At 69.6% G+C, this 23304-nt stretch carries 17 protein-coding genes; 15 read left to right on the top strand and 2 right to left on the bottom strand.

What is annotated here, in order from left to right:
• Positions 1-61: 61 nt before the first annotated feature.
• Together IT359_09420 and IT359_09415 are read right to left on the bottom strand one after the other, a co-directional pair.
• Positions 62-1816, bottom strand: a complete 1755-nt coding sequence (locus IT359_09420; GenBank protein MCC6929195.1) for a protein kinase — start codon at positions 1814-1816, stop codon at positions 62-64.
• A 12-nt stretch (positions 1817-1828) separates the two neighbouring features.
• Positions 1829-5866 (bottom strand): hypothetical protein, encoded by a 4038-nt coding sequence (locus tag IT359_09415; protein MCC6929194.1) that lies wholly within the window; start codon positions 5864-5866, stop codon positions 1829-1831.
• Here IT359_09415 and IT359_09410 point away from each other — a divergent pair.
• The 15 genes from IT359_09410 (at position 5865) to mnmA (ending at position 22101) form a co-directional block, all read left to right on the top strand.
• Entirely contained in the window at positions 5865-6611 is a 747-nt protein-coding gene (locus tag IT359_09410) for a creatininase family protein (protein MCC6929193.1), read from the top strand. The two genes, IT359_09415 and IT359_09410, sit on opposite strands and share 2 nt — an antisense overlap.
• A 60-nt stretch (positions 6612-6671) precedes the next feature.
• A complete protein-coding gene (locus tag IT359_09405) occupies positions 6672-7424 on the top strand; it encodes a hypothetical protein (protein MCC6929192.1) in 753 nt (250 codons plus the stop codon).
• Positions 7425-7594: 170 nt separating this feature from the next.
• Complete coding sequence (locus tag IT359_09400) at positions 7595-9076, top strand: TolC family protein (GenBank protein MCC6929191.1); 1482 nt, start codon at positions 7595-7597, stop codon at positions 9074-9076.
• A 15-nt stretch (positions 9077-9091) separates the two neighbouring features.
• Positions 9092-10375 (top strand): efflux RND transporter periplasmic adaptor subunit, encoded by a 1284-nt coding sequence (locus tag IT359_09395; protein ID MCC6929190.1) that lies wholly within the window; start codon positions 9092-9094, stop codon positions 10373-10375.
• Positions 10376-10458: 83 nt separating this feature from the next.
• Complete coding sequence (locus IT359_09390; protein ID MCC6929189.1) at positions 10459-11196, top strand: ABC transporter ATP-binding protein; 738 nt, start codon at positions 10459-10461, stop codon at positions 11194-11196.
• A gap of 22 nt (positions 11197-11218) precedes the next feature.
• Positions 11219-12457, top strand: a complete 1239-nt coding sequence (locus IT359_09385) for an ABC transporter permease (protein ID MCC6929188.1) — start codon at positions 11219-11221, stop codon at positions 12455-12457.
• The gene (locus IT359_09380; GenBank protein ID MCC6929187.1) at positions 12454-13725 is read left to right on the top strand and encodes an ABC transporter permease; all 1272 of its coding nucleotides are present in this window, start codon (positions 12454-12456) and stop codon (positions 13723-13725) included. Before IT359_09385 ends, IT359_09380 begins: the two co-directional genes overlap by 4 nt.
• 172 nt (positions 13726-13897) lie before the next feature.
• Positions 13898-15139, top strand: a complete 1242-nt coding sequence (locus IT359_09375) for an ABC transporter permease (GenBank protein MCC6929186.1) — start codon at positions 13898-13900, stop codon at positions 15137-15139.
• Positions 15140-15143: 4 nt separating this feature from the next.
• Positions 15144-16388, top strand: a complete 1245-nt coding sequence (locus IT359_09370) for an ABC transporter permease (GenBank protein MCC6929185.1) — start codon at positions 15144-15146, stop codon at positions 16386-16388.
• A gap of 113 nt (positions 16389-16501) precedes the next feature.
• Positions 16502-17224, top strand: coding sequence for a bacillithiol biosynthesis deacetylase BshB1 (gene bshB1, locus IT359_09365; protein MCC6929184.1), 723 nt, complete (start codon positions 16502-16504; stop codon positions 17222-17224).
• Between the two features lie 80 nt (positions 17225-17304).
• Positions 17305-17985 carry a cyclase family protein gene (locus IT359_09360; GenBank protein MCC6929183.1) on the top strand — a complete coding sequence of 227 codons (681 nt, stop codon included), beginning with the start codon at positions 17305-17307 and terminating at the stop codon, positions 17983-17985.
• Positions 17982-18959: an ABC transporter ATP-binding protein gene (locus tag IT359_09355; GenBank protein MCC6929182.1), complete on the top strand. Its 978-nt coding sequence runs from the start codon at positions 17982-17984 to the stop codon at positions 18957-18959. Before IT359_09360 ends, IT359_09355 begins: the two co-directional genes overlap by 4 nt.
• Positions 18956-19693, top strand: a complete 738-nt coding sequence (locus tag IT359_09350; protein ID MCC6929181.1) for an ABC transporter permease — start codon at positions 18956-18958, stop codon at positions 19691-19693. The genes IT359_09355 and IT359_09350 overlap by 4 nt, the downstream gene beginning before the upstream one ends.
• Positions 19694-19834: 141 nt before the next feature.
• The gene (locus IT359_09345) at positions 19835-20995 is read left to right on the top strand and encodes a cysteine desulfurase (protein ID MCC6929180.1); all 1161 of its coding nucleotides are present in this window, start codon (positions 19835-19837) and stop codon (positions 20993-20995) included.
• A gap of 2 nt (positions 20996-20997) precedes the next feature.
• A complete protein-coding gene (mnmA, locus tag IT359_09340) occupies positions 20998-22101 on the top strand; it encodes a tRNA 2-thiouridine(34) synthase MnmA (protein MCC6929179.1) in 1104 nt (367 codons plus the stop codon).
• Positions 22102-23304: the final 1203 nt, after the last annotated feature.

Genomic DNA, 23304 nt, shown 5'->3' with positions numbered 1-23304 from the left:
CTGCGCCCCGTGCGGGGGGGCAGGCATGCGGCGTCGCGTCAGGCGGTGGTGCCCCGGTACATCATCCCAGGACGCGCCCCCACCACGTATCGCCGCGGCGCGCTTCGCGCTCCATCTCCTCCACCACACCCTGCCACGAGCGCTTCATGGCCCCCGCATCGGCAAAGCGCTTGGCCGGCTCGGGGGCGAGCCCCTGCTTGATGAAGGCGACGAGCGGCGGCGGCAGGAGCGACTCGTCGTATCGCGCGCCGAGTTGCTGGGCGAGCAGTGCCTGCGCGTCGTGCCCGTCAAACGGCGGCTTGCCGCAAATGACGTAGTACACGATGGCCGCCACGCCGAAGCAGTCGACCGAGGCGCCCTGTGCCTCCCCCAGGATCTGCTCGGGGGCGGCGAAGGCCGGGGTGCCCGTGGTGCCGGTGGGCTCGTCCTCACCCTTGGCGATGCCGAAGTCGGTGATGCGCCAGCGACGGTAGCGATCGATGAGGATGTTCTCGGGCTTGAGGTCGCGGTGGATGATGCCGTTGGTGTGCGCGGCGTTGAGCGCATCGAGGATGGCGTCGACCTGCGGGGCGATCTCCTCGAACGGGCGCGGGCCGGCGCGCGCCACGAGTTCGGCCACCGACCCCCCTTCGGCCAGCTCCATCGTGTACCACGTCACCTCGCCGCGCGCGTCCCAGTCGTAGATGGGGATGATGGCCGGATGCGCAAGCATGGCCGCCAGCCGCGCCTCGCGCCGAAAGCGCCCCACGGCGCGCTCGTCCTCGGCCACCGCCGGGTGCAACATCTTGAGCGCCACCTCGCGCTCGAGCGAGAGGTCGCGCGCGCGCCACACCGACCCGAAGGTCCCCTTCCCCAGGAAGCCGAGGATCTCGTAGTCGTCGCCCACCGCCCAGCGCAGGCGCCCCTCGTCGCTGAGCGCCGAGGGAATGGCGGGCGCACTGACGAACATCGAGCGTGTCCCGCTCACGCGTTCCAGCGCGCGCAACATCGACGTGACCGATCGGTGGCGCAGCGCGGGGTCGGGGATGAGCGACTGGTCGACGATGTTGGCCAGCGCCTGCGGACATTCCGGGCGCAGCAGGCGAATGGGGGGCGCCTCGCGCGAGGGCGGCATTTCCCCGGTGATGGCCAGGAAGCACGTGGCCGCCAGCTGCCACTGGTCCGACGCGTGCGTGGGGAGCCACTCGTCGTCCCACTCCGGGGGCATCGGCGTCCAGCGGCGGTCGGGGCGCAGCCCCGCCGGGACCTCGCCCTTCGCCATCGCCCATTGCCACCCTAACACCCAATAGCGCCCAGACGGCGACGCCCACACCACCTCCGGCGACATCCCGCCGTGCACCTGCCCCGAGTCGTGCAGGTACGCCAGCGTGGACCCAACGGCGCGCAGCATGCGCATGATGGCCGGAATGTCCTCCGGCCCGGTGCGGCGCACGCGGGCGCCGATCGTCTCCGACGAGATCCAGCGGCGCAGGTACCCGGGCCCGCGCCTGGTGGAGGTGTGCGGGGCCCAGTAGTGGTACGTGGTGGGAATGGCCGGATGGTTGCGGTGCGCGAGGTAGCGTGCCTCGCGCGCCAGCCAGCCCACGTGCGCGGGATCGGGGACGCTCACCAGGGAGAGCGAACGCCCCAGCGCGTCGCGCACCTCCTGGTAGTGCCGGTACTCCATGTAGACCCCTTCGCTCCCCCAGGCCCACTCGGGCGGGAGTTCCCACTCGCGCAGGTGCACCGGCAGGTCGTACGACACGCGGTTGGGAGTGTCGAGCGAATCGTGCGACGGGCGAACCGCCCGGACGCCGTTGTACGGGGTGGCTGGCATGGGAGAAAGCTGTTACGGCGAGGGCGCCGGAGCCAGCGTCACGCGAACGATTGTCCCGCGCGTTTCACCGGGCCCGATGTGCAACGAGCCCCCCCAGGCGTCGACCAACCGCTTGGAGATGGCCAACCCGAGCCCACTCCCGCTGGTGCGCGTGGAGAAGTGCGGCTCGAAGACGCGCGGGAGTGCGTCGGGTGCAATGCCGTCGCCGTCGTCCGCCACCTCGAGGACCACGGCGCTCGCCCCGCGCACGATACGCGAGACGACTCGCGTCGCGTTGGCATGTCGCGCGTTCTCGAGAAGGTTGAGGATCACTTCGCGCAGTTCGTCGCCGTGCGAGAGGCCCCACGCCACGTCGTCTGCGTCATCGAGGACCCAGTCGACGCCGGAGTCGCCCATCCGTTCGAGCGCCACCACGTCGCGCAGCACGGCGGCGACATCGGTGGGGACGCCGCGATCGCGCTCGAGCGGGGCGGTGCCGAACTTCGAGAAGGCCCGGGCAATCTCATCCAGCCGGTCGATCTCGGCCAGGATGCGCGAGACATTCCGTTCGAGAATGGCATCGAAGTCGGCGCGCTGGTCGGCGCGTGCCCGGCGCAGGTGCTGCACGCCGAGCCGGATGGGGGTGAGCGGGTTCTTGATCTCGTGCGCCACCTGGCGCGCCATCTCGCCCCAGGCAAAGACACGCTGGGCGCGGGCCAGGTCGGTCACGTCGTCGAGGGTGATGACCACACCGCCGCCGCCAGCCGCAAGCCTCGTGAGGCGCACCCGAAGGTCGCGCCCGCGGTGCCCGAGCGAGAAGCCGGCGTCGTCGCTCCGCGAGGGGTCGCGCGCGAACGCCGTCAGCTGCACGTCGAGCGTGGCGATGCCGAGCGAGGCCAGCGACTCGCCCTGCGCTACCGCACGCCCGAGGATACGGTCGGCCTGCGCGTTGGCGAGCGTCACCCGCCCCTCCACGTCGCAGGCAATGACGCCCGACGCCACGTTGCGCAGCACCGCCTCGGTGCGCCGCTGCGCGGCCTCCAGCGCCGCGCGCGACGCCCCGAGGTCAGTCACCATCTGCCGGAACGCGTCGTACACGGGGCGGAACTCGTACGGCGGGCGCGAGCCGAGCGAGGGGAGCGCGACGCGCCCCTCCGCCACGTCGATCGCGGCGTCACGCAACGCCCCGATGGGCGCGGCGAAGCCGCGGGCCACCACCCCGCTGAGCCAGAGCGCGGCCAGCGCCCCCAAGGCCGTGGCAAAGGCGACGAGGACGCCAAGATCGCTGTGCTGTCGCTCGAGCGTCTGCTCGCTCCGCCGCGCCGGCGCGGCGAGGATGATCCGCTCGGCGCGCGTATCCATCAGCACGCGATACCCCACGAGCGTGGTGATCCCGCCCACGGTGATGCGGCGGCTGGCCGCCACCTCGTCGCCTAACGCCACGCCCTGCGCCGCCACCGGGTCCAGGTAGCGCCCCAGCGGCACCAGCGCGTCGTACAGCTCGTCGCTCGACCTCGTGAGGCGGCCGCCGTTGTACAGGAAGAGCGGCGTGTCGAGCCGGTCACCCTCCTGCGACAACCGCCCCAGGTCGCTGGTGGCGGCCACGGCGCGCAGCGTCTCGCGCACCAGGAGCTCGCGCGAGAGCTGATCCTCGTCTTGCAGCCGACGGTATGTCCAGATGGCAAAGGCCGCGGCCGGGAGGATGAAGGCCACGAAGACCGCGGCCGTCAGGCGCGTGCGATACGACGCATGCCACCGACGCAGCCGAATGCGCGCCCACCGCCACAGGGCGCCGTCAGCCGCAGCGGCCAGCGTCCACAGGGCAATCACGACCAGCAGGTCGACCAGCACGAGGAGTGCGCCGCGCTGCACCAGCGCATCGAGCGATCGCAGTTCCACCTCCACGTGGGCGCGCACGAAGCCGCGCGCCCCGCCCACGCGCCAGTCCCCGTGCAACTCATCGCCCAGCCGCACCCACTGCGGCGACTCGTCCAGTTGCGCATCGATGGCGAGCGAGGCCACCGCCAGGCGATACGGCGGTTCGACGATGTTGGGGGCATCGAGGCCGAGCAGCGAGGCGAAGGGATCGTCGGCAATGAGGCGCGTGCGCGGCGAGACGACGACCGTGACCACATGCTCGGAGTCCACCGGGGCCGCCAGCACCAGCTGCACGCCCTGCCCCGACGACATGCCGCGAACGACGGCGCGGCCGCTGGAAGCCGCCTCGGCGACGGCGTCGCGCTCCCCCTCCGCACGCCGCTCGAAGTCCGCCACCACAAGCTCGGCATCGGGGAGCTCCAATCCGGCGCGCCACGTGGCCAGCTCCATCGGATTGCCGGAGGCCGCGAGGTCCGAGGCGATGTAGAGGCGCAGGAGGTCGACGCGCGTGCGCGGCGGTGGCGTCTGCTGCAGCGACTGGGCGAGCCGCATGAGCAGTCGCTCCGTTTCCGAGTCGGCCACGGTCAACCCGCGCATGTCGCGCTCCGCCAGCCGCACGCGTTCGCGTGACACCGAGCCCCACACGAGGGTGGCGGCGCCGCAGGCGGCGACAAACGAGGCGTAGAGGAAGTAGCCGCGCGTGCGCCGTGCCAGTGCCAGCGCGGCCAGCGACACGATCCACACCGCGGGATACCATCCGGGCCACCGCCCGGGGGCGCTCCACAAGACGGGGGCCGCGACCGCCGCCGCCGCGGCCAGCGCCGGGGCAACGACGGGCGAGACGCCACGCGTGGCGCCGAGGACGAGTCGCCCGGCGCGGACCATCGCCAGCAGCAATGCCGTGGCGACGAGGAAGAGCGCCACCTCCCATGCCACCCAGAGCGTCACGGGAATCCCGCGCGACGGCGGGGTGATCCCGCGCGCCAGGTCCCGCAGGAGGAAGGGACCTAACGAGGCGATTGCCATCACCACCAGCGGCGCGAGCCAGCGCGACAATCTCCCGCCCCGCAGCCGCCGTACGGCGAAGACCGCGAGGACGGCGATGGCCCCCGCCAGCGCCAATGCCCCCACGCTGGCGGTAAATGCCCCGCCGCTGGCCGAGTAGAAGAACGATGGATCGAAGGCGGGAATGCTGTTCGAGAGCGACGACAGCGGGAGCCGCCACACCAGGGCGAGTGCCACGCCTAACGTGGCGAAGCGGCGCCACGCCGGCGCGGGACGCCGCCACGCCACCGCCAGGAGGGCCAGCAGCGCCACGGCGATCGCCATTGCCCCCTGCAACCGCGTGCGCTCCTCCACGCGCAGGCGGGCCGGTCCCACCCCCAGCAGCTCGGCCTTGACCCAGAGCGAGGAGAGCGCGCCGGCCGCCACCTGGTGAAAGCCCTCCCCCGACGCGCGCAACAACGTCAGCGCGCCCACTTCCTCGCGCACCGACAGGATCCCGGCCATGCTCGGCGCCAGGCGGTCAGCCGGCGGCGCCGCGGCCAGGACGCGCATCATCACGGCGCGTCGCGCGCCGCGCGATGCCGTGGCATAGGCGACCGTGTAGAACTCGCTCCACGCCACGCCGGTGGGGGCGGTGAGCGAATCGACCGCGATGCGCACGGGCCCCATCCAGGCGAGTTCGAGCTCACCCTCGAACACCACCGCCGACGTCTCCCCCAACGCGCGCGACGGCAGCTCGTCCTCGAGACGGCCAAAGCGCGCCGACACATCGGACGGAATGTCCAGCGCGCGCGCCGCCGCCGCCGCCAACGTCTCGAGGTCGGTCGCGACCGCCGAGCCAAAAGCGGCCTCCGCGCGCTCGGCCCGCTCGCCCTCGTATCCCGCCCAATCGGTGTCGAGCCGGTGGAAGTCGCGGCGAGCGAGCCACCCCTGGGCCGCGAACCAGGCCAGCGCCGCAACCGCCGTCACCATGGGGAGTCGGCGCCCGCCGCGCGCCACCACGACCAGGAACAGGGAGACGGCGATGGCTCCCGACGTGGCGATGAGATAAGGTTCGCCCCACGAGCGCAGCCACCACCCGCCGAGCGCGATGGCGCCCGCCGTGCTCGCCAGCCACGCCAGGTTCGTCACGCGATCCCGGAGTGCCGCGGACGCGCTCGAGGCGCGTTCACCCGATGCCGACGACATGCTCCCCGATCCAACAGGGTATTCCCATCCGCTTCGCCTCAAGGAACTCCGCCCGGACGAAGTGGCGGAGGTGCTCGGGCGTGATCCCCGTCTCCTGATCCCGGTCGGGACATGCGAGCAGCACGGTCCTCACCTGCCGATGGGGGTCGATACGATCATCGTCGACCGGCTCGCCGACGATCTCTCGGCGGAGTTGCGACTGCTGCGCGCGCCAACGGTCGAGTACGGGGTCAACTCCGATCATGAGCGCGTCGTACCCGGCAACGCCACGCTCCGGCGCAAGACACTCCTGCGCGCGCTCAACGACCTCACCGACGCCTGGGAGGCCGGGGGCGTTCGCGAGTTCGTCTTCCTGACCGCCCACGGGCACGAGGGACATCAGGAAGCGCTGTCGACGGTCATCACCAAGGGGGCGCGGGTGCGGGTGGTCGACATCCTCGCGATCAATCTCTCCGACCTGACGGTGAGCGGGGTGGGGCCGTTGCACGGCGACGAGGTCGATACCTCGCTCCTGCTGTACCTGGCCCCCGCGCTGGTGAAGATGGAATTGGCGCAGGACTATATGATCACCCCTGAGGCGCTTGGGCGATACCGGCGCCAGTCACTCAGGGTCCCGCGGGGGAGCGCCGGCTCCATCGGGCGCCCATCGCTGGCAAGCGCCGAGACCGGAAAGGCGATCTACGCCCGCATCTACTCCCGCATCCGCGACCGGATCCTCCTCGCCCCGCCGAGCGCCGACGACTGAAGCGGGTGACGACCGAATGGGATGAACGGGTCTGCAGGGACGGGGTACTATCTTACTGCCATGATCATTCGACACTTCGGGCTTCGCGCCCTGCGTCTCGTGCCGGCCGGCGCCGTTCCGTTCACCCCGGCGGCGCTCCTCGTTGCGTCGGCGGCGCTCCTTGCTCCGTCGAACTCGTCCGCGCAGAGCGCCCAGATCATCGACCAGGGGAGCTTCACGATCACCGTGGGGAACATGCGCACGGGGCGTGAGGACTTCCGGATCGAGGGGACACCCGGGGCAAGCGGAGCGCTCGAGTACGTGGCGCGCGCCACGGTCGTCTTCGGCGACCGGCGGTTGACCCCCGCCCTGCACTCCGACTCGCTGGGTGCCCCATCCGACTATCAGGTGGAGAGCCGGGGGAGCACCGCCGGCTCGGAACGCTGGAGCGGGAAAATCACGCGCGGGCGGGTGAGTGCGCGCATCAACAACGCGCGCGGCGAGTCGGCCAAGGAGTACATCGTCACCGACGGCGCCCTGATTCTCGACGACGACGTCTTCCACCAGTACTTCTTCGTGGCGCGCCGGAGCAACGCGACCAGCGTGGCCATCGTCGTCCCGCGCCGCAACGTGCAACTCGTGCTCAAGATCTCGAACGCGGGCTCCGACCGGGTGACGATCGGGACCAAGGACGTCGACGCGCGCCACATCACGCTGACCGAGCCAAGCGGCGACGCGCGCGAACTCTGGGTCGACGCCAAGGGGCGCGTGCTCAAGGTCGCGATCCCGTCGCGCAACCTCGTCGCCCTGCGCGACGACCCGCCCGCGCCGTAGCCGATCGCGACCGGGCGCGGCACGACGCCGGCGGCACCACGTCAACGATCGGGCGCCTGGCCGATGTCCAACCCAACGCTCCGCGTCGCGCGGAGCGTTGTCGTTGAAACCCTGCATTTTCCTGCGCCGTACAGGCAGCAGACTTCACCACCCCTTCGCTCCGGCATTCCATGCGACGATTGATCTGCACCCTGCTCTTCCTTGGCGCGGCGCCCCTGTCCCAGGCGGTGGCCCAGGCGCCTCAGGCGAGCGGTCCTGTGCTTACGCTCGACGAAGCGATCCGTCTGGCAGTCCGCAACAACCCCACCTACCTGCAGACGGGTTCCAACCGGCAGCGCGCAGCCGCGGCGCTGCGAGCGGCCAGGGGGCAGCTCCTTCCGTCGGTGCGTACGTCGTTCGGCTCGAGCTACCGCGAAGGGCGCCAGCAGTTCTTCGCCGGTCAGGCCTTCGGTTCCACCTCGGACGTCCTCTCCTCGAGCGCCGACATCGGGGTCGACCTGGCGATCAGCGCGGCCACGTGGTTGGCGCGCAAGCAGCAAGCCGCCAACCTGTCGGCGGCGGAGTCGGAGATGTCGAGCGCCGAGGCGACGCTGCGCAGCAACGTGATGACGCAGTACCTGAGCGTGCTGCAGGCGCAGGCGCGCGCGGCGTTCCAGGACACGCTGCTTCGGTCCACGCAGGCGCAGCTGGAGCTGGCCCGCGCGCGGCAGCAGGTGGGGGCGGCCACTTCGCTCGACGTGCGGCGCGCCGAGGTGCAGGTGGGGCAGCAGCAGGTGGCGGTGCTGCGCGAGCGCAATGCGGTGGAGGTGGAGAAGCTCCGGTTGTTCCAGCAGATCGGCGTGGAGCAGCCGGCGGGGGTGACGCTCACCTCGCAGTTCACGGTCGAGGAGCCCAAGCTCGAGCTGCAGGCGCTGCTGGGGCAGGCGCGCAGCGGGAACCCGGCGCTGCAGGCGCTGCGCTCGCGCGAGCGGGCGAGTGACATCCAGGTGTCGAGCGCGCGCTCGGCGTACTTCCCGTCGCTCGCGCTCAGCTCGGGCGTGAGCGGTTTCTCGCAGCAACTGCGCAACATCGACGGGAGCATCAACGACTCGCGGGCCAGCGCCCTCGCCCAGCAGAAGTCCTGCCTTTCGCAGGATTCGCTGCGCCGCGGCGCCGGGCTGCCGAGCATTCTCCAGCAATGCGGCGCGATCGTCTTTACCGACGCGATGGCCGCGGCCATGCGCGACGCGAACGCGCAGTTCCCGTTCAAGATGACGCGCTCGCCGTTGCAGCTCTCGGCGCAGCTCTCGCTGCCAATCTTCGACGGCTTCACGCGCGAGCAGCGGATCCAGGAAGCGGCCGCCAGCCGCAACGACGCGCGTTACCGCGTGCGCGACCAGGAGCTCAAGCTCACCGCCGACGTGACTTCGGCGCATCGCAACCTGGTCACCGCGTACCAGACCGTCCGCCTGCAGGAACAGAACACCGTGGCCGCGCGCGAGGCGCTGGCGCTGGCGCAGGAGCGCTTTCGCGTGGGAGCCAACACCTTCGTGGACGTGACCCAGGCGCGCAGTGACTACGAGCGCGCCGAGACCGATCGCATCAATGCGATCTACGACTATCACAAGGCTTTCGCCGCGCTCGAGTCCGCGGTGGGCCGGGCGCTTCGCTAACCGAGGACGAGTGCAATGAGCAAAGGCATGAAGTGGGGACTGGGGATCGTGGTCGTCGCGGCCGTGGGCGGTGCGCTTGCCGCCAAGGCCAGGAGCGGCGACAAGGCGACCGAAGTCCGCATGGAAACCGTGCAGAAGCGCGACCTCGTGGCCTCGGTGACCGCTAGCGGCCAGGTGCAACCGGTGACCAAGGTCGACGTCGCCGCCGACATCTCCGGACGCATCGTGCGCCTGGCGGTCAAGGAAGGCGAGGTCGTGAAGAAGGGGCAGTTCCTCCTCGAGATCGACCCGGCGCAATACCAGGCCGCGGTGCAGCGCGCCGAGGCCGCGGTGGCGTCGGCCAAGGCTTCGGCCGCACAGGCCAAGGCCAACCTCCTCCAGGCCGAGCGCAATTACGACCGCTCGATGGAGATCAAGAAGACCAACGCGGCGCTCATCTCCGACGAGTCGCTGGAGCAGCTCAAGACGGCGGTGGAAGTGAACACCGCGCTCCTGGAGTCGGCCAACCAGAACGCCGACCAGTCGGCCGCGTCGCTCCGCGAGGCGCGCAGCAACCTGGCGCGCACCACGATCCTCGCCCCGATGACGGGGAAGATCACCCGGCTCGCCGTCGAGCAGGGCGAGACCGCCGTCCCGGGAACGTTCAACAAGGATGCGGCCACGCTCCTCACCATCGCCGACCTCTCGGTCTTCGAGACGAAGGTGAAGGTCGACGAGACCGACGTCGCGCGCATCTCGCTCGGCGACTCCGCCGTCATCCAGATCGACGCCTTCCCCGACACGACCTTCGTCGGCAAGGTGGTCGAGATCTCCAACAGCTCGGTCAAGGCGACCGCCGCCGCCTCCAGCAGCACGGAGCAGGCAATCGACTACGAGGTGAAGATCCGCCTGGTGAACCCGCCCGCCGAGACGCGCCCGGACTTCTCGGCCACCGCCAAGATCGTGACTGATACGCGGACACAGGTCCTCACCATCCCGATCATCGCCCTCACGGTGCGCGAGAACGAGGAGCTGAGCGCCGACACCGCGGGCGCCCCCGGACAGGCGAAGAAGAAGGAAGTGGGGAAGAAGGACGCCGAGGGCGTGTTCATCGTCGGGACCGACAACAAAGTCACCTTCCGCCCCGTTAAGGTCGGGATTGCCGGCGACAAGTACTTCGAGGTCGTCACCGGCGTGAAGGACGGCGAGAAGATCGTGGGTGGCACCTACCAGGCCATTCGCGAGTTGAAGGATGGGGCCTTGGTCAAGGAGCCCAAGCCCGACAAGGACAAGAAGACCGAGACGGGAGCGAAGACGTGAGCGACATCCACGGCGGCGACGGGCGACTGAGCACCACGGGCGAGCACCCTCTCAGCTCGACGGCGGAACGGCAGGCGGTCGTCATGTCGCCCGGCGAGACGCCGGGCAAGGACTGGGTCATCGTGACGCGCGGGCTCAAGCGCGAGTACGACATGGGGGGCGAGGTGGTCCGCGCCCTCCGCGGCGTCGACCTCGCGATCCGGCGCAACGAGTACGTGGCCATCATGGGCCCGTCGGGTTCGGGCAAGTCGACGCTGATGAACCTCATCGGTTGCCTCGACACTCCCACCGCCGGCGAGTACTGGCTCAACGGGATGATGGTCTCGAAGATGAGCGACGACGAGCTGGCCCGCGTGCGCAACAAGGAGATCGGCTTCGTCTTCCAGACGTTCAACCTCCTCCCGCGCGCCACGGCGCTGCACAACGTCGAGTTGCCGCTCGTCTACGCCGGCATCTCGTCCGACGAGCGCAAGCGGCGGGCGAAGAAGGCGCTGGAGCAGGTGCAACTCGAGACGCGCATGCACCACCGCCCCAACGAACTCTCCGGCGGCCAGCGCCAGCGCGTCGCCATTGCGCGCGCCCTGGTCAACAACCCGTCCATCCTCCTGGCCGACGAACCGACCGGTAACCTCGACTCGGCCACGTCGGAGGAGATCATGCGCGTCTTCGAAAGCCTCGCCGACTCGGGGCAGACCGTCATCATGGTCACGCACGAGCCGGACATCGCGGCGCATGCGCGTCGCGTGGTGGTGCTGCGCGACGGCGTGATTGCCAGCGACGATCGTCGCTCGGCGTTCAAGCAGTCGATGGGCATCCAGTAGACCCGGCCGTCCCCGCCCTCTCGTGCCGTTTCTCGAGGCAGTCCGGCTCGCCTTTGCCCAGATTCGCGTCCAGAAGCTGAAGAGCTTCTTCACCCTGCTCGGGGTGATGATCGGCGTCATGTTCCTCATCGCCGTCGTCAGCATCGTGGAGGGGATGAGCCGCTATGTGCAGGAGGACTTTGCCGGCGCGCTGCTTGGAGTGAACACGTTCACGCTGCGGCGCGCCGGCGGCGAGTTTGGCGATCACTCCGAGGCGGAGTGGCGCGAGATGCAGCGCCGGCCGCGCCTCTACAAGTCCGAAGTGGACGAGGTGCGCGCCGTCCTTCCCGCCAGCATGCTCTCGTCGATCGAGAACATGACGTTTGCCTACGCGTCGTCGCCGTTCGCGCGCCCCAAGCAGGTGCAAACGGTCACCGCCGAGGAGACGTACTTCACGCTGAAGAAGTACAAGCTCTCCTCCGGCCGCGCCTTCACGGCGCAGGAAGTGACGCTGGGGAGCAAGGTGGTCGTGATCGGCTCGGAGGCGGCGACGCACTTCTTCCCCGGCCTCGACCCGCTCGGGCGCGAACTGCGCATGGGCGGGACGAGCTTTCAGGTGATCGGCGTCATCGAGCCGCAGGGATCGGTGTTCGGCTTCTCGCTCGATCGCCTCGCGATTGCCCCGTACACCTCGTCGCTGGCGCGCGTCACCAATCCGCGCGGCGACGTGCGCGCCTTCGTGGTGCAGTCGCCCAACCCGGTCATCCTCAACGAGGCCATGGAGGAAGTGCGCGCCCTGATGCGCGGCATTCGCCACCTGGGGCCGGGGCAGAAGGACAACTTCACCGTCGAGTCGTCGGCCACGGCGATGCAGTTCTTCAATGAGCTCAAGGGGAAGCTGATTGCCTTCGGTACCGCGCTGCCCGCCATTGGGCTCATCGTCGGCGCGCTGGTGATCATGAACATCATGCTGGTGGCGGTGGCCGAGCGCACGCGCGAGATCGGGATCCGCAAGGCGTTAGGCGCCCGGCGGCGCGACATCATGCGGCAGTTCCTGGTGGAAGCGGCGTCGTTGAGCGTGCTGGGCGCAGCCATCGGGATCGCGTTAGGCATCGCCATCGCCAAGCTCATCGCCGCCGTGTCGCCGCTCCCCGCCGGCGTCGCCTACTGGTCCATCCCCGCCGCCGTCGTCCTCGGCGCCGGCGTCGGGATCGTCGCGGGGATCTACCCCGCCAGCCGCGCCGCGCGGCTCGACCCCATCGCTGCCCTGCGCCAGGAATGAAGTCGTCGTTTGCCGCCTCGCTGCAGGCCACGCTGGAAGGCGTCGCCATCGCGCTGGACGCCATTCGCGCCAACAAGGTGCGCGCCGCGCTCACCATCCTTGGCGTCGCCGTCGGCGTCTTCGTCGTCGTCGCCATGGCGGCGACCATCCACGGCGTCACGCTCTCGTTCCAGTCGGACCTCGACGCCTTTGGCGGCGACGCCTTCATGGTGCGCCGCAACGACGTCGGGATCAACGCCTGCGACGGAACGGAGGAGAACTGTCCCGAGTGGCGCTATCCGTCCATCACCATGGAGGAATGGCGCGCCATCAACGCGCTCCCCTCGGTTGGTGCCGCGTCGCCATGGCTCTTCGGCAACGCCTCCATTCGCTACATGGACACGTCGTTCGAGTCGGTGAACCTCGAGGCGTACGGCGCCGAGTGGCTCACGACAGACGGCGGCGACATCTATCCGGGGCGCAACTACACCGAGAAGGAAGCATCCAACGCGGCCCCCGTCGCGATCCTCAACGACACGCTCGCCAAGAAGCTGTTCGGCCAGTCGGACCCCATCGGCAAGCAGGTCATGGTCGACGGACAGCAGTTCTCCGTCATTGGCATCTACCAGACGCGCGCCGGCTTCCTCAAGTCGCTGGACGGGCGCGGTCCCGAGACGCCCAAGATCATCACCCCCGCCGAAACGGCGCGCCGCCGCCTCAACGTGTGGATGCGCGGGATGATGGTGAACGTGAAGCCGCGCGCCGGTTTCACGCGCGGCGAAGCGATGGACGAGGTCACGGCGACGATGCGCGCCATGCGCGGGCTGCGTCCGTCGCAACAGAACAACTTCTTCCTCGTGGGTCAGGACAAGATCGCCGATACCTTCAACAAGATCTTCGGCGCGCTCTTCCTGGTCATGCTCGTCCTCTCGGCCGTGGGGCTGCTGGTGGGCGGCGTTGGCGTGGTGGCGATCATGATGATCTCCGTCACCGAGCGCACGCGAGAAATCGGGGTGCGCAAGGCGCTCGGCGCCACACGGCGCACGATCCTGTGGCAGTTCCTCGTGGAGGGTGCGACGCTCACCAGCATCGGCGCCGGCGTGGGTCTCATCGCCGGCGGGCTGCTGGCCATCGGGATCCGGTCATGGACCTCGATTCCCGCCACCGTCCCCCTCCCTGCCATCGTCGCCTCGCTGGTGGCCAGCGCCTTCACCGGTATCCTGTTCGGGATGGCACCGGCGGCGCGCGCCGCGAACCTCGATCCGGTCGAAGCGCTGCGCTACGAGTAGGCAGCCCCCGGGTGAGCCCCGCTTGCGGCGAAGCATCTCCCCCCAATTGATTCACCAGAGACCCCCCCTGTCCCCAGCCTTCGCCGGGGCAGCTCCTCGTCCCCAGCCTTCGCTGGGGCATGCTTCTCGTCTTCTCGTCCTCTCGTCCTCTCGTCTTCTCGCAAGATCCGGGATGCTGTTCGCCGACGTGCTCGCGATGGCGCTCGCACAGATCCGCGCCAACAAGCTGCGATCGTTCTTCACGCTGCTCGGCATCATCGTCTCCGTTGCCTTCCTCGTGGCAGTCACGGCGATCATCCAGGGGATGAATGCCTTCGTGAAGGAGAACATCGCCGACGCGATGATCGGGGCGAACACTTTCCAGGTGCGCCGCACACCCATCAACGTCGGTCGCATCAGCGACGACGAGATCTCGCGCATCAACCGGCGCCCCAAGATCACACCGCGCGACGCCGATGCGGTCAAGGCGGCGATTCCCGAGGCGCAGGCCGTCTCGTTCCAGTCGGGGTGGCCAACGCCGCGCGCCGACCTCGTCTGGCGCAACCAGCGCATTGCCGACGTCATCCTGTTTGGCGTGACCGAGCAGTTCCAACTGGTGCAGGACTACCGCGTCGAGGCGGGGCGCTCGCTCTCCGACCTCGACGTGGCGCAGCGCCGCGCGGTGATCGTCGTGGGGCACGACGTGGCGGAGGCGCTCTTTCCGGGGGTGAGCGCGGTGGGGCGCACGGTCCGCGTGATGGGTGAGCAGTTCGAGATTGTCGGCGTCAACGCCGGCAAGGGGCGCGTGCTGGGACAGTCGTTCGACACCTACGTCCTCATGCCGACCACGCGCTTCGAGATGCTGTACGGGCGTCGCACCACGACGGTGGTCAGCGTCAAGATGGAGAAGGCGGACGAGGTCGCACCGGCCATGGCGCGCGCCGAAGAGGCGATGCGCGTGGCGCGCGGCCTGCGCCCAAGCGACGAGAACGACTTCTCGATCGAGACGTCAGACGCGCTCGTTGCCTTCTGGAAGACGCTGACGCGTCTCCTCTTCGCGATTATCCCAGCGATGGTGTCGATCGGGATCGTGGTGGGGGGGATCGTCATCATGAACATCATGCTGATGGCGGTGAGCGAACGGACACATGAGATCGGGATACGCAAGGCGGTTGGGGCGCGCGCACGCGACATCGAGCGGCAGTTCCTGTGGGAGGCGATCGTCCTTGCGACATTTGGCGGGGTGATCGGCGTGGGGTCGGGAGCGGCGTTCGCGGCGCTCATTGCGGCGGCGTCTCCGCTGCCGGCGCGCGTGACGGCGTGGTCGGTGGTGCTGTCGCTGGCGCTGGGGACGGGGGTGGGAATCCTGTTCGGCGTCTATCCGGCGCGCCGCGCGGCGCGCCTGGACCCGATTGCCGCGCTGCGCGCCGAGTAGCCGAATGCGCATCCTCGACCAGCTGCAAGAGAATGTGGTCATCGCCCTCGAGGCGATGCGAGCCGCCAAGCTTCGCGCCGGGCTCACGATCCTCGGCGTGGTGATCGGCGTGAGCTCGGTGATGTCGATGGCGACGATCGTCAACGGCATCCAGGGGCAGATCGTCTCGACGATCGAGAAGGCCGGGCCACGCATCTTCTACGTGTTCAAGGCATACAACGAGATGCCGGTGAACCCGGACGCGATCCCCGCCTGGATCCGGATTCGTCCCGACCTCCAACTACGGGAAGCGGATCGCATTGCCCAGCTTCCCGAGGTGCAGTACGCCGGCATGTGGGGCATCGTGCAGGGGCGCCTCGAGTTCGGCGACGTGCGCACGCAACCCAACCGCATCTACGGCGCCGACGACCACTTCACCGACGTCATTGGCGGGGAGCTGGTGCTGGGGCGCTGGTTCTCGCGGCAGGAGATGGCGTCGGGAGCGAACGTGGCGGTGATTCCGGAGGACCTGGCGCGCGACATGTTCGGGCGGCGCAATCCGCTGGGGAACGTGATCCGCGTGGGCGGGCGTCCCGCCGAGGTGATCGGGCTCTACGTCCCGGCGGACAACATCTTCCAGCCGCCGGGCGTCTCGGTCTCGGCCATCATCCCGTTCCGCATGGCCGACCAGCAGTACGCGCTGGACAAGTCGAACGCCGTCTTCATCGCGGTGAAGGGGCGCGAGACGGTCTCGGTGCCGGCGGTGCAGGAGGCGGTGATGGTCGCCCTGCGCGAGATGCGGCGACTGCGACCGGCCGACAAGAACAACTTCGACTTCGTCACGCAGGACCAGATCCTCCAGATCTTCAATCGACTCACCGGCGCCTTCTTCCTCGTGATGGTATCGCTGTCCTCGGTTGGGCTCCTGGTGGGGGGGATCGGGGTGATGGCGATCATGATGGTCTCCGTCACGTCGCGCACGCGCGAGATCGGCGTGCGCAAGGCGTTAGGCGCCACGCGCCGCGACATCATGCTCCAGTTCCTCTTCGAGGCGGCGACGCTCACCGGAATCGGGGGGCTGATCGGAATCGTCTTTGGCCTGGTGGTCGGGCGGGTGGCGGCGATGATGGTGGGCGCGGCCGCCCCCACGCCGATCGGGATCACCGTGATCGCCGTCCTCGTCTCGATCGGCATTGGCCTCGTCTTTGGCCTCATCCCCGCCCGGCGCGCGGCGAGGCTCGACCCGGTCGAAGCGCTGCGCTACGAGTGAACGCGACGGCGAGCCGCTTTCCCCAGCGAGCGCCAGGACATGAGTCGCCCGCCGGGGAGGCTCCCCTCGTGCACGACTCACGAGTGGCTTCACCGGCGGGTAAATTGTCCCGCATGCCACTCGACCTCCTGGCGATCGTCGCTCATCCCGACGACGCGGAACTCACCTGCGGCGGGACGCTGATCAAGGCGGCGCGCGCGGGGCGGCGCACGGGTATCCTCGACCTCACGGCCGGTGAGATGGGGTCGCGGGGGACGCCCGCGCTGCGCGCCGCGGAAGCGGCCGAGGCCAACGCGATCCTCGGCGTCGCCACGCGCGAGCAGCTCGCGCTCCCCGATTCGGGGATCACGAACACGCCGGAGACACGGCGCCTCGTGGCGCGTGCCCTCCGCCAGTTGCAACCACGCATCGTCATCGCGCCGGCCCCCGCCCCCTTTGGCCGCCACCCCGACCATCGCGTTGCGGCTGAACTGATCCGCGACGCGACCTTCGTTGCCGGGCTGCGCAAGCTCGAGGACGACCTCGCCCCGTTCCGCCCGCACAAGGTCGTGCACTGCATCACCTACCGCGAGGACTACCTCAAGCCGACGTTCGTGGTCGACATCACCGAGACGTTCGACGACAAGCTGGCCGCCATCCGCTGCTATGGCTCGCAGTTCGACGACGCGGTGCAGGCAGGTGAGGTGTACCCCAACGGCGAGCCGCTGTACGAGATCGTGCGGCACCAGGCGGCGCATTACGGCTCGCTCATTCGCACGCGATACGGCGAACCGTTCTACACGACCGAGACCATGCGCGTCGACGACCTCACGACGCTCGACGTCTCGACGTTCTGAGCGCGGCGCCGTCGCCGACAGGGCGCGGCGCGTCCCGGCCGTCACCGCGCCACCAGACTCCTCGCCGACTTCCCCACCCCATGAAGATCCCCGCCGTCCCGGACGCCCCACCTAACGACCGGGCGCTCCACGACATCAGCATCCTCCTGCGCCCGGGGACGCCCGAGTGGCCGGGCGACACGCCGTACGACTGCCGCTGGACGGCTCGCCGTGCCGGCGGGTCGAGCGTGAACCTGTCGTGCATCTCGGGGAGCCCGCACGTGGGGACGCACGCCGACGCGCCGTTGCACGTGCAGGATGGCTGGCCAGCCTCGCACCAGCTCCCGCTCGAAGCCTTTGTGGGGCGCTGCCGTGTGGTGGATGTCACATTGTCCGACGGCCCGCTCGACGTTGCGCAGTTGGGGCTGGCGGACGGCGAGCGCGTGCAACGCCTCCTCCTGCAAACCGGGCGTTGCATCGCGGCTGGCGCCTTCCCGGAGCGCTGGCCCGCGCTGGCCACGCGGTGCGTCGACCTGCTCCTGCAGCGCGGGCTCCGCCTCCTTGGCGTCGACTGTCCGTCGGTCGATGAGCGCGAGAGCAGCTCGCTCGACGTGCACCACCGCCTCTTTGCCGGCGGGGCCTGGGTGCTCGAGAATCTCGACCTGTCGGGTGTGGCGCCGGGGGAGTACGAGCTGGTCGCCCTCCCGCTCCGCATCGACGGGTTGGACGCCGCGCCGGTGCGCGCGGCGCTGCGTGCGCTTCCGGCGACCCGGACGGCATGACGCCTCCCGCCATTCGCGTCTCGGCGCTCGTGCGCGACTTTCCCAAGGTTCGCGCGCTCGACCGCCTCACCTTCGAGGTCCCGCGTGGTGTGGTCTTCGGCTTCCTGGGGCCTAACGGCGCGGGGAAGACCACCGTCATTCGCGTCCTCCTGGGGCTTCTCGATCCCACCGAGGGGAGCACCGAGGTGTTCGGGCTGGATCCGCGCACGCACGGCGGCGAGGTGCGTGCGCAGGCGGGGGCGCTGCTCGAGCACAACGGCGTGTACGAACGCCTGTCGGCGTTGCAGAACGTCGACTTCTACGCCAGGGCGTGGCGCATGCCGAGGCGCGAGCGCCAGGGGCGCATCCGCGAGCTGCTGTCGCAGTTTGGGCTCTGGGACCGTCGTGACGAGCCCGTTGGGGGGTGGAGTCGCGGGATGAAGCAGAAGCTGGCCATCGCGCGCGCCGTCCTGCATCGTCCGCCGCTGGTCTTCCTCGACGAGCCAACCGCCGGGCTCGACCCCGTGGCGTCGGCGTCGCTCCGTGACGACCTCGTGAAGCTCGCGCAGCAGGAAGGGGTCACGATCTTCCTCACCACGCACAACCTGGCGGAAGCGGAACGGTTGTGTGCGCTGGTCGGCGTGATCCGGAAGGGGCGACTGCTCGATTTCGGGGCGCCGCACGCGCTGCGGGCTGCACACGGGGCGGCGGTCGTGCACGTCGCGGGGAGCGGGCTCGACGACGCGATGGTCGACGCGCTGGCGGCGAGCGCCGCGGTGGCTGGCGTGGAGCGCCGCGGCGACGGGCTCGCCGTGCGTATTGCGCCTGGCGGCGACGTCCCAACGATCGTGGCCTGGCTCGTCACGCGCGGCGTGCGCATCGAGGAAGTGCGCCCCGACCGCGCGTCGTTCGAGGACGTCTTCCTCGAGCTGGTCACCAGCGACGCCCCGGCCGGCGAGGGGAACGGCACCGTGCGCCCGGAGGGGCGGCGATGATCCACGACGTGCTTACGGTGGCCCGCAAGGAATGGTTGGAGATCCTCGACCAGCTCCTGCGCTTCAAGCGCGGCGGGTGGTCGGTCCTGGTCGTCATCCTCTTCCTGGGCGTCATCTCGCCGTTGCAGCTGGGAGCGTCGTGGCTCACCTCGCCCCTCATGTTCTTCTACTGGCCGCTCCTCACCACCAGCATGACCTCGACGCTCATCGCCGACTCGATCGCCGGCGAGCGCGAACGCCACACGCTGGAAACGCTCCTCGCCTCGCGGCTCCCCGATGCCGCCATCGTGATGGGGAAGATCCTGGCGGCCGTCCTGTACGGCTTCACCTTCGCGACGATCAACCTCGCCATCGGCTGGATCGTGGTGAATGTGCGCCACTTCGAGGGGCACCTCCTCACCATGCCGCTGTCGCGCATTGCCGCCGTCTTCTCGCTCATAGCCGCCGGCTCGTTCTTCATCGCCGGTATCGGCGTCTTTGTCTCGCTCCGCGCGGCAACGGTGCGTCAGGCACAGCAAACGTTCGGCATCATCATCCTCCTCCTCATGATGGCGCCCGTCCTCTTTGCCCAACTCACCACCGCCGACTTCCAGGTGAAGGTCCTGGCCACCGTGGGCACGCTGGGGGTGGAAGCGCTCGCCTTCCGCATTGCCGCGGTCATCGGCGCACTCGCGGTGGTGCTGGACGTGGCGGCGGTGCAGCGATTCAGGCGGGGGAAGCTGGCGCTCGACTGAACGGCGGACGGGGGACGGGGGACGGGGGACGGGAGTGGCCGCGCGGCTCTCGGCACGTCGCTTGGGGCTGCAGAAGTGCGCATTCTCACGAGAGCCATTGGGGTTCTGCCGCCGATTCCATAGCGGTATTTTGCTTCCACCATGCGCATTCCTGTCTATCTCGATCACGCCGCCACCACTCCTGTTCGCCAGGAAGTGCTCGAGGCGATGCTTCCCTTCTTCGGGCCGCGCTTCGGCAATCCTTCCAGCATGCACAAGTGGGGACGGGAGGCCCGGACGGCGCTCGACGAGGCGCGGGAGCGCGTGGCGCGCACGCTTGGCGCCAACGCTGACGAGATCTGCTTCACCTCCGGCGGGACGGAGGGGGACAACCTGGCGGTGCTCGGCAGTTGGCGCGCGCTGCGGGCCACGCGCCCGGCGGTCGTCTCCACCACCATCGAGCACAAGGCCGTCCTTGCCGCGGTGCATGAGGTCGCGCACCAGGGGGGCGAGGAGCGGATGGTCGAGGTCGACGGCGCAGGGCTGGTGCGGCGCGAGGCGTACGACGCGGCGATGGACGACTCCGTGGCCCTAACGAGTGTGATGTGGGTGAACAACGAGATCGGTGTGGTGCAGGACATGGCGCCGCTGGTCGAGCGCGCCAAGGCGGTGGGGGCGCTCTTCCACACCGACGCGGTGCAGGCGTTCGGGAAGGTGGCGATCGACGCGCGCACGCTGCCGTTCGACTCGCTCACCATTTCCGGGCACAAGATCGGCGCGCCGAAGGGGATCGGGGCGATGTTCATCCGGCGCGGCACGCCGCTGGTTCCCCTGATGTTCGGCGGTACGCAGGATCGCGGTCGCCGGCCGGGGACGGAGAACGTGGCGATGGCGGTCGGACTGGCGCGCGCGGCCGAGTTGGCGGTCGAGGAGCGCGAGGCATCGTGGGCGAAGCTGGAGGCGCTGCGCGATCGACTCGAGGCGGCGCTCCTCGCGCGCATCCCGGACGCGCTGGTGCATGGGCAGGGGGCACCGCGCGCGCCGCACATCCTCAACCTGTCCGTGCCAGGGACCGACAGCGAGTCGCTGCTCATGGCGCTCGACCTGCAAGGCGTGGCGTGTTCGGCGGGGTCGGCGTGCCAGAGCGGGAGCGTGACGCCGTCGCACGTCCTGTCGGCGTTAGGCGTCGAGCCGCGCGTTGGCGCGGCGGCGGTGCGCATGTCGCTTGGCGCCCTCACCACCGACGAGGGCATCGCGCGCGTGGCCGAGCTCTTCCCGGCCCTGGTCGACAAGGCCCGACGGTTGAGCGGGCAGGTCGCCTGACGATGACGGCGCGCGGGCGGGTACTCGTCGCGATGTCGGGCGGCGTCGATTCCTCGGTCGCCGCGGCGCTGCTGCGCGCGCAGGGCTACGACGTGGTGGGGGCGACGATGAAGCTCTTCTGCCACGGCGACGACCTCCCGGACCGCCCGTGCTGTTCGCTGGACTCGGTGAACGATGCCCGTCGCGTCTGCGAATCGTTGGGGGTGCCGCACTACGTCCTCAACCTCGAGAGCGCCTTCGGGCACGACGTGGTCGACAACTTCGTGCAGGAGTACGCGGCCGGCCGCACGCCGATTCCCTGCGTGCGGTGCAACACCTTCACCAAGTTCCGCGACCTGTTGCGCAAGGCCGACGCCATCGACGCCGAGTGGATCGCCACCGGGCACTATGCGCGCGTGGTCGATGGCGCGTTGCACCGTGGCGTGGACCTGTCGAAGGACCAGACCTACTTCCTGTGGGGGATCGATCGCGCCGTCGTGCGGCGCATGCTGCTCCCGGTGGGGCACCAGACCAAGTCGGAGACGCGTGAGGTCGCCCGCTCGTTAGGCCTCCTGGTCGCCGACAAGGTCGAGTCGCAGGACATCTGCTTCGTGCCCGACGGCGATCACACGCGCATCATCCGCCAGCGGCTGGGCGACGACGCGCCGGCGCTGGCGCGCGGCCCCATCCGCCTGGCCGACGGGCGCGTGGTGGGGGAGCATGACGGCTACGCGCGCTACACCATCGGGCAGCGGCGCGGTGTGCCGGGCGGCTTCGCCGAGCCGATGTTCGTGATTGCCATCCACCCGGGGGAGCGGGCGGTGGTGATTGGTCCGCGTGAGGCCTTGCTGGGGCGCGGCGTGGTGGCGCGCGAGGTGAACTGGCTCGTCGACCGTCCGGCGGTGGGGGCACGCCTGCAGGTGCAAGTGCGTCATCGTGCGCCGGCGGCCGCCGGCGAGATCATCCGCCTCGATGGCGACGAGGTGGAGCTGGCACTGGACGAGCCGGTGTCGGCGATCACGCCGGGGCAGTCGCTGGTGCTGTACGACGGCTGCCGAGTGTTAGGGGGTGGGTTCATCGAGCGCGCGGCGGGGGCGCGGGGGGGGCTGCCTGTGCGGGCGGCGTAGTCGCGCGGTTGGGGGGGGCGGGAGGGCGAGGGGCTCGGCGTCGGTGGATGCCGGGCCTTTTTGTTGTGGGGTGGTGGTTGGGGTGCTGTGCGTGTGCGGGGGAGGGTGGGCTGGGGGGCATCGCTGGTGACGAGGGCGGGGCCGACGTCCTTCTGCGGGTTCATCCGACTCGAGTCAGCCGCATCGATTCGCCGTTCACGACCCCGCGCCATCCGACCTAACGCTGAGAATCTCGCGGTCGCTTATCGCGCTCGCTGCCGCCCGCACAAGGACCTTGCATCCTGTGCCTGACAGTCGTCACCGCGCCACCCCGATTTGGGGTGGACCCATCCCCGTGCACTTCCCCCCCACGCCCACCTTCCCAGCGAAAGCTGGGATCCATTTGTCCTCGACGTACCCGCGATCGGCTGCCTCGGGCGCCAGTGACGGCGACACGAAAAGCTCGACACGGAGGAGACACGGAGGCAAACGAAGGAGTGCTGCGACGCGCCTCCAACCTCCGTGAGACCTCCGTGACACCTCCGTGGACCTCCGTGTCGCGCTTCTGCTCTTTTGCCCGCACCCCGCCTAACCACAAGCGCCGCGCGTCGTGCCGAACCCAGCCCGGCACGCCTAACCACAAGCGCCGCGCGTCGTGCCGAACCCAACCCCCCACGCCCCCCTTCCCAGCGAAAGCTGGGGTCCATTTGTCCTCGACACACCCGCGATCGGCTGCCTCGGGCGTCAGTGACTGCGACACGAAAAGCACGACACGGAGGCGCACGGAGGAGACACGGAGGCAAACGAAGGAGTGCTGCGACGCGCCTCCAACCTCCGTGAGACCTCCGTGAGACCTCCGTGAGACCTCCGTGAGACCTCCGTGGACCTCCGTGGACCTCCGTGTCGAGCTTCTGCTCTTTTCCCCGCACCCCGCCTAACCACAAGCGCCGCGCGCCGTGCCGAACCCAACCCCCCACGCCTCCCTTCCCAGAGAAAGCTGGGATCCATTTGTCCTCGAAACACCCGCAAGCGGCCGCCTCGGGCGCCAGTGACTGCGACACGAAAAGCGCGACACGGAGGAGACACGGAGGAGACACGGAGGCAAACGAAGGAGTGCCGCGACGCGCCTCGATCCTCAACGCGATGCTCAAGACGCAGCAGCGGCGGCGGCCCAGCGTGGCCACCACCGCTTGACTTTCGACACAGCTACGCCGTGGTAAACGC

This window comes from Gemmatimonadaceae bacterium (genome assembly GCA_020852815.1).
Lineage (GTDB): Bacteria > Gemmatimonadota > Gemmatimonadetes > Gemmatimonadales > Gemmatimonadaceae > SCN-70-22.
The sequence above is the reverse complement of the archived record's forward strand: the minus strand, read 5'-3'. Positions and strand labels throughout refer to the sequence as shown.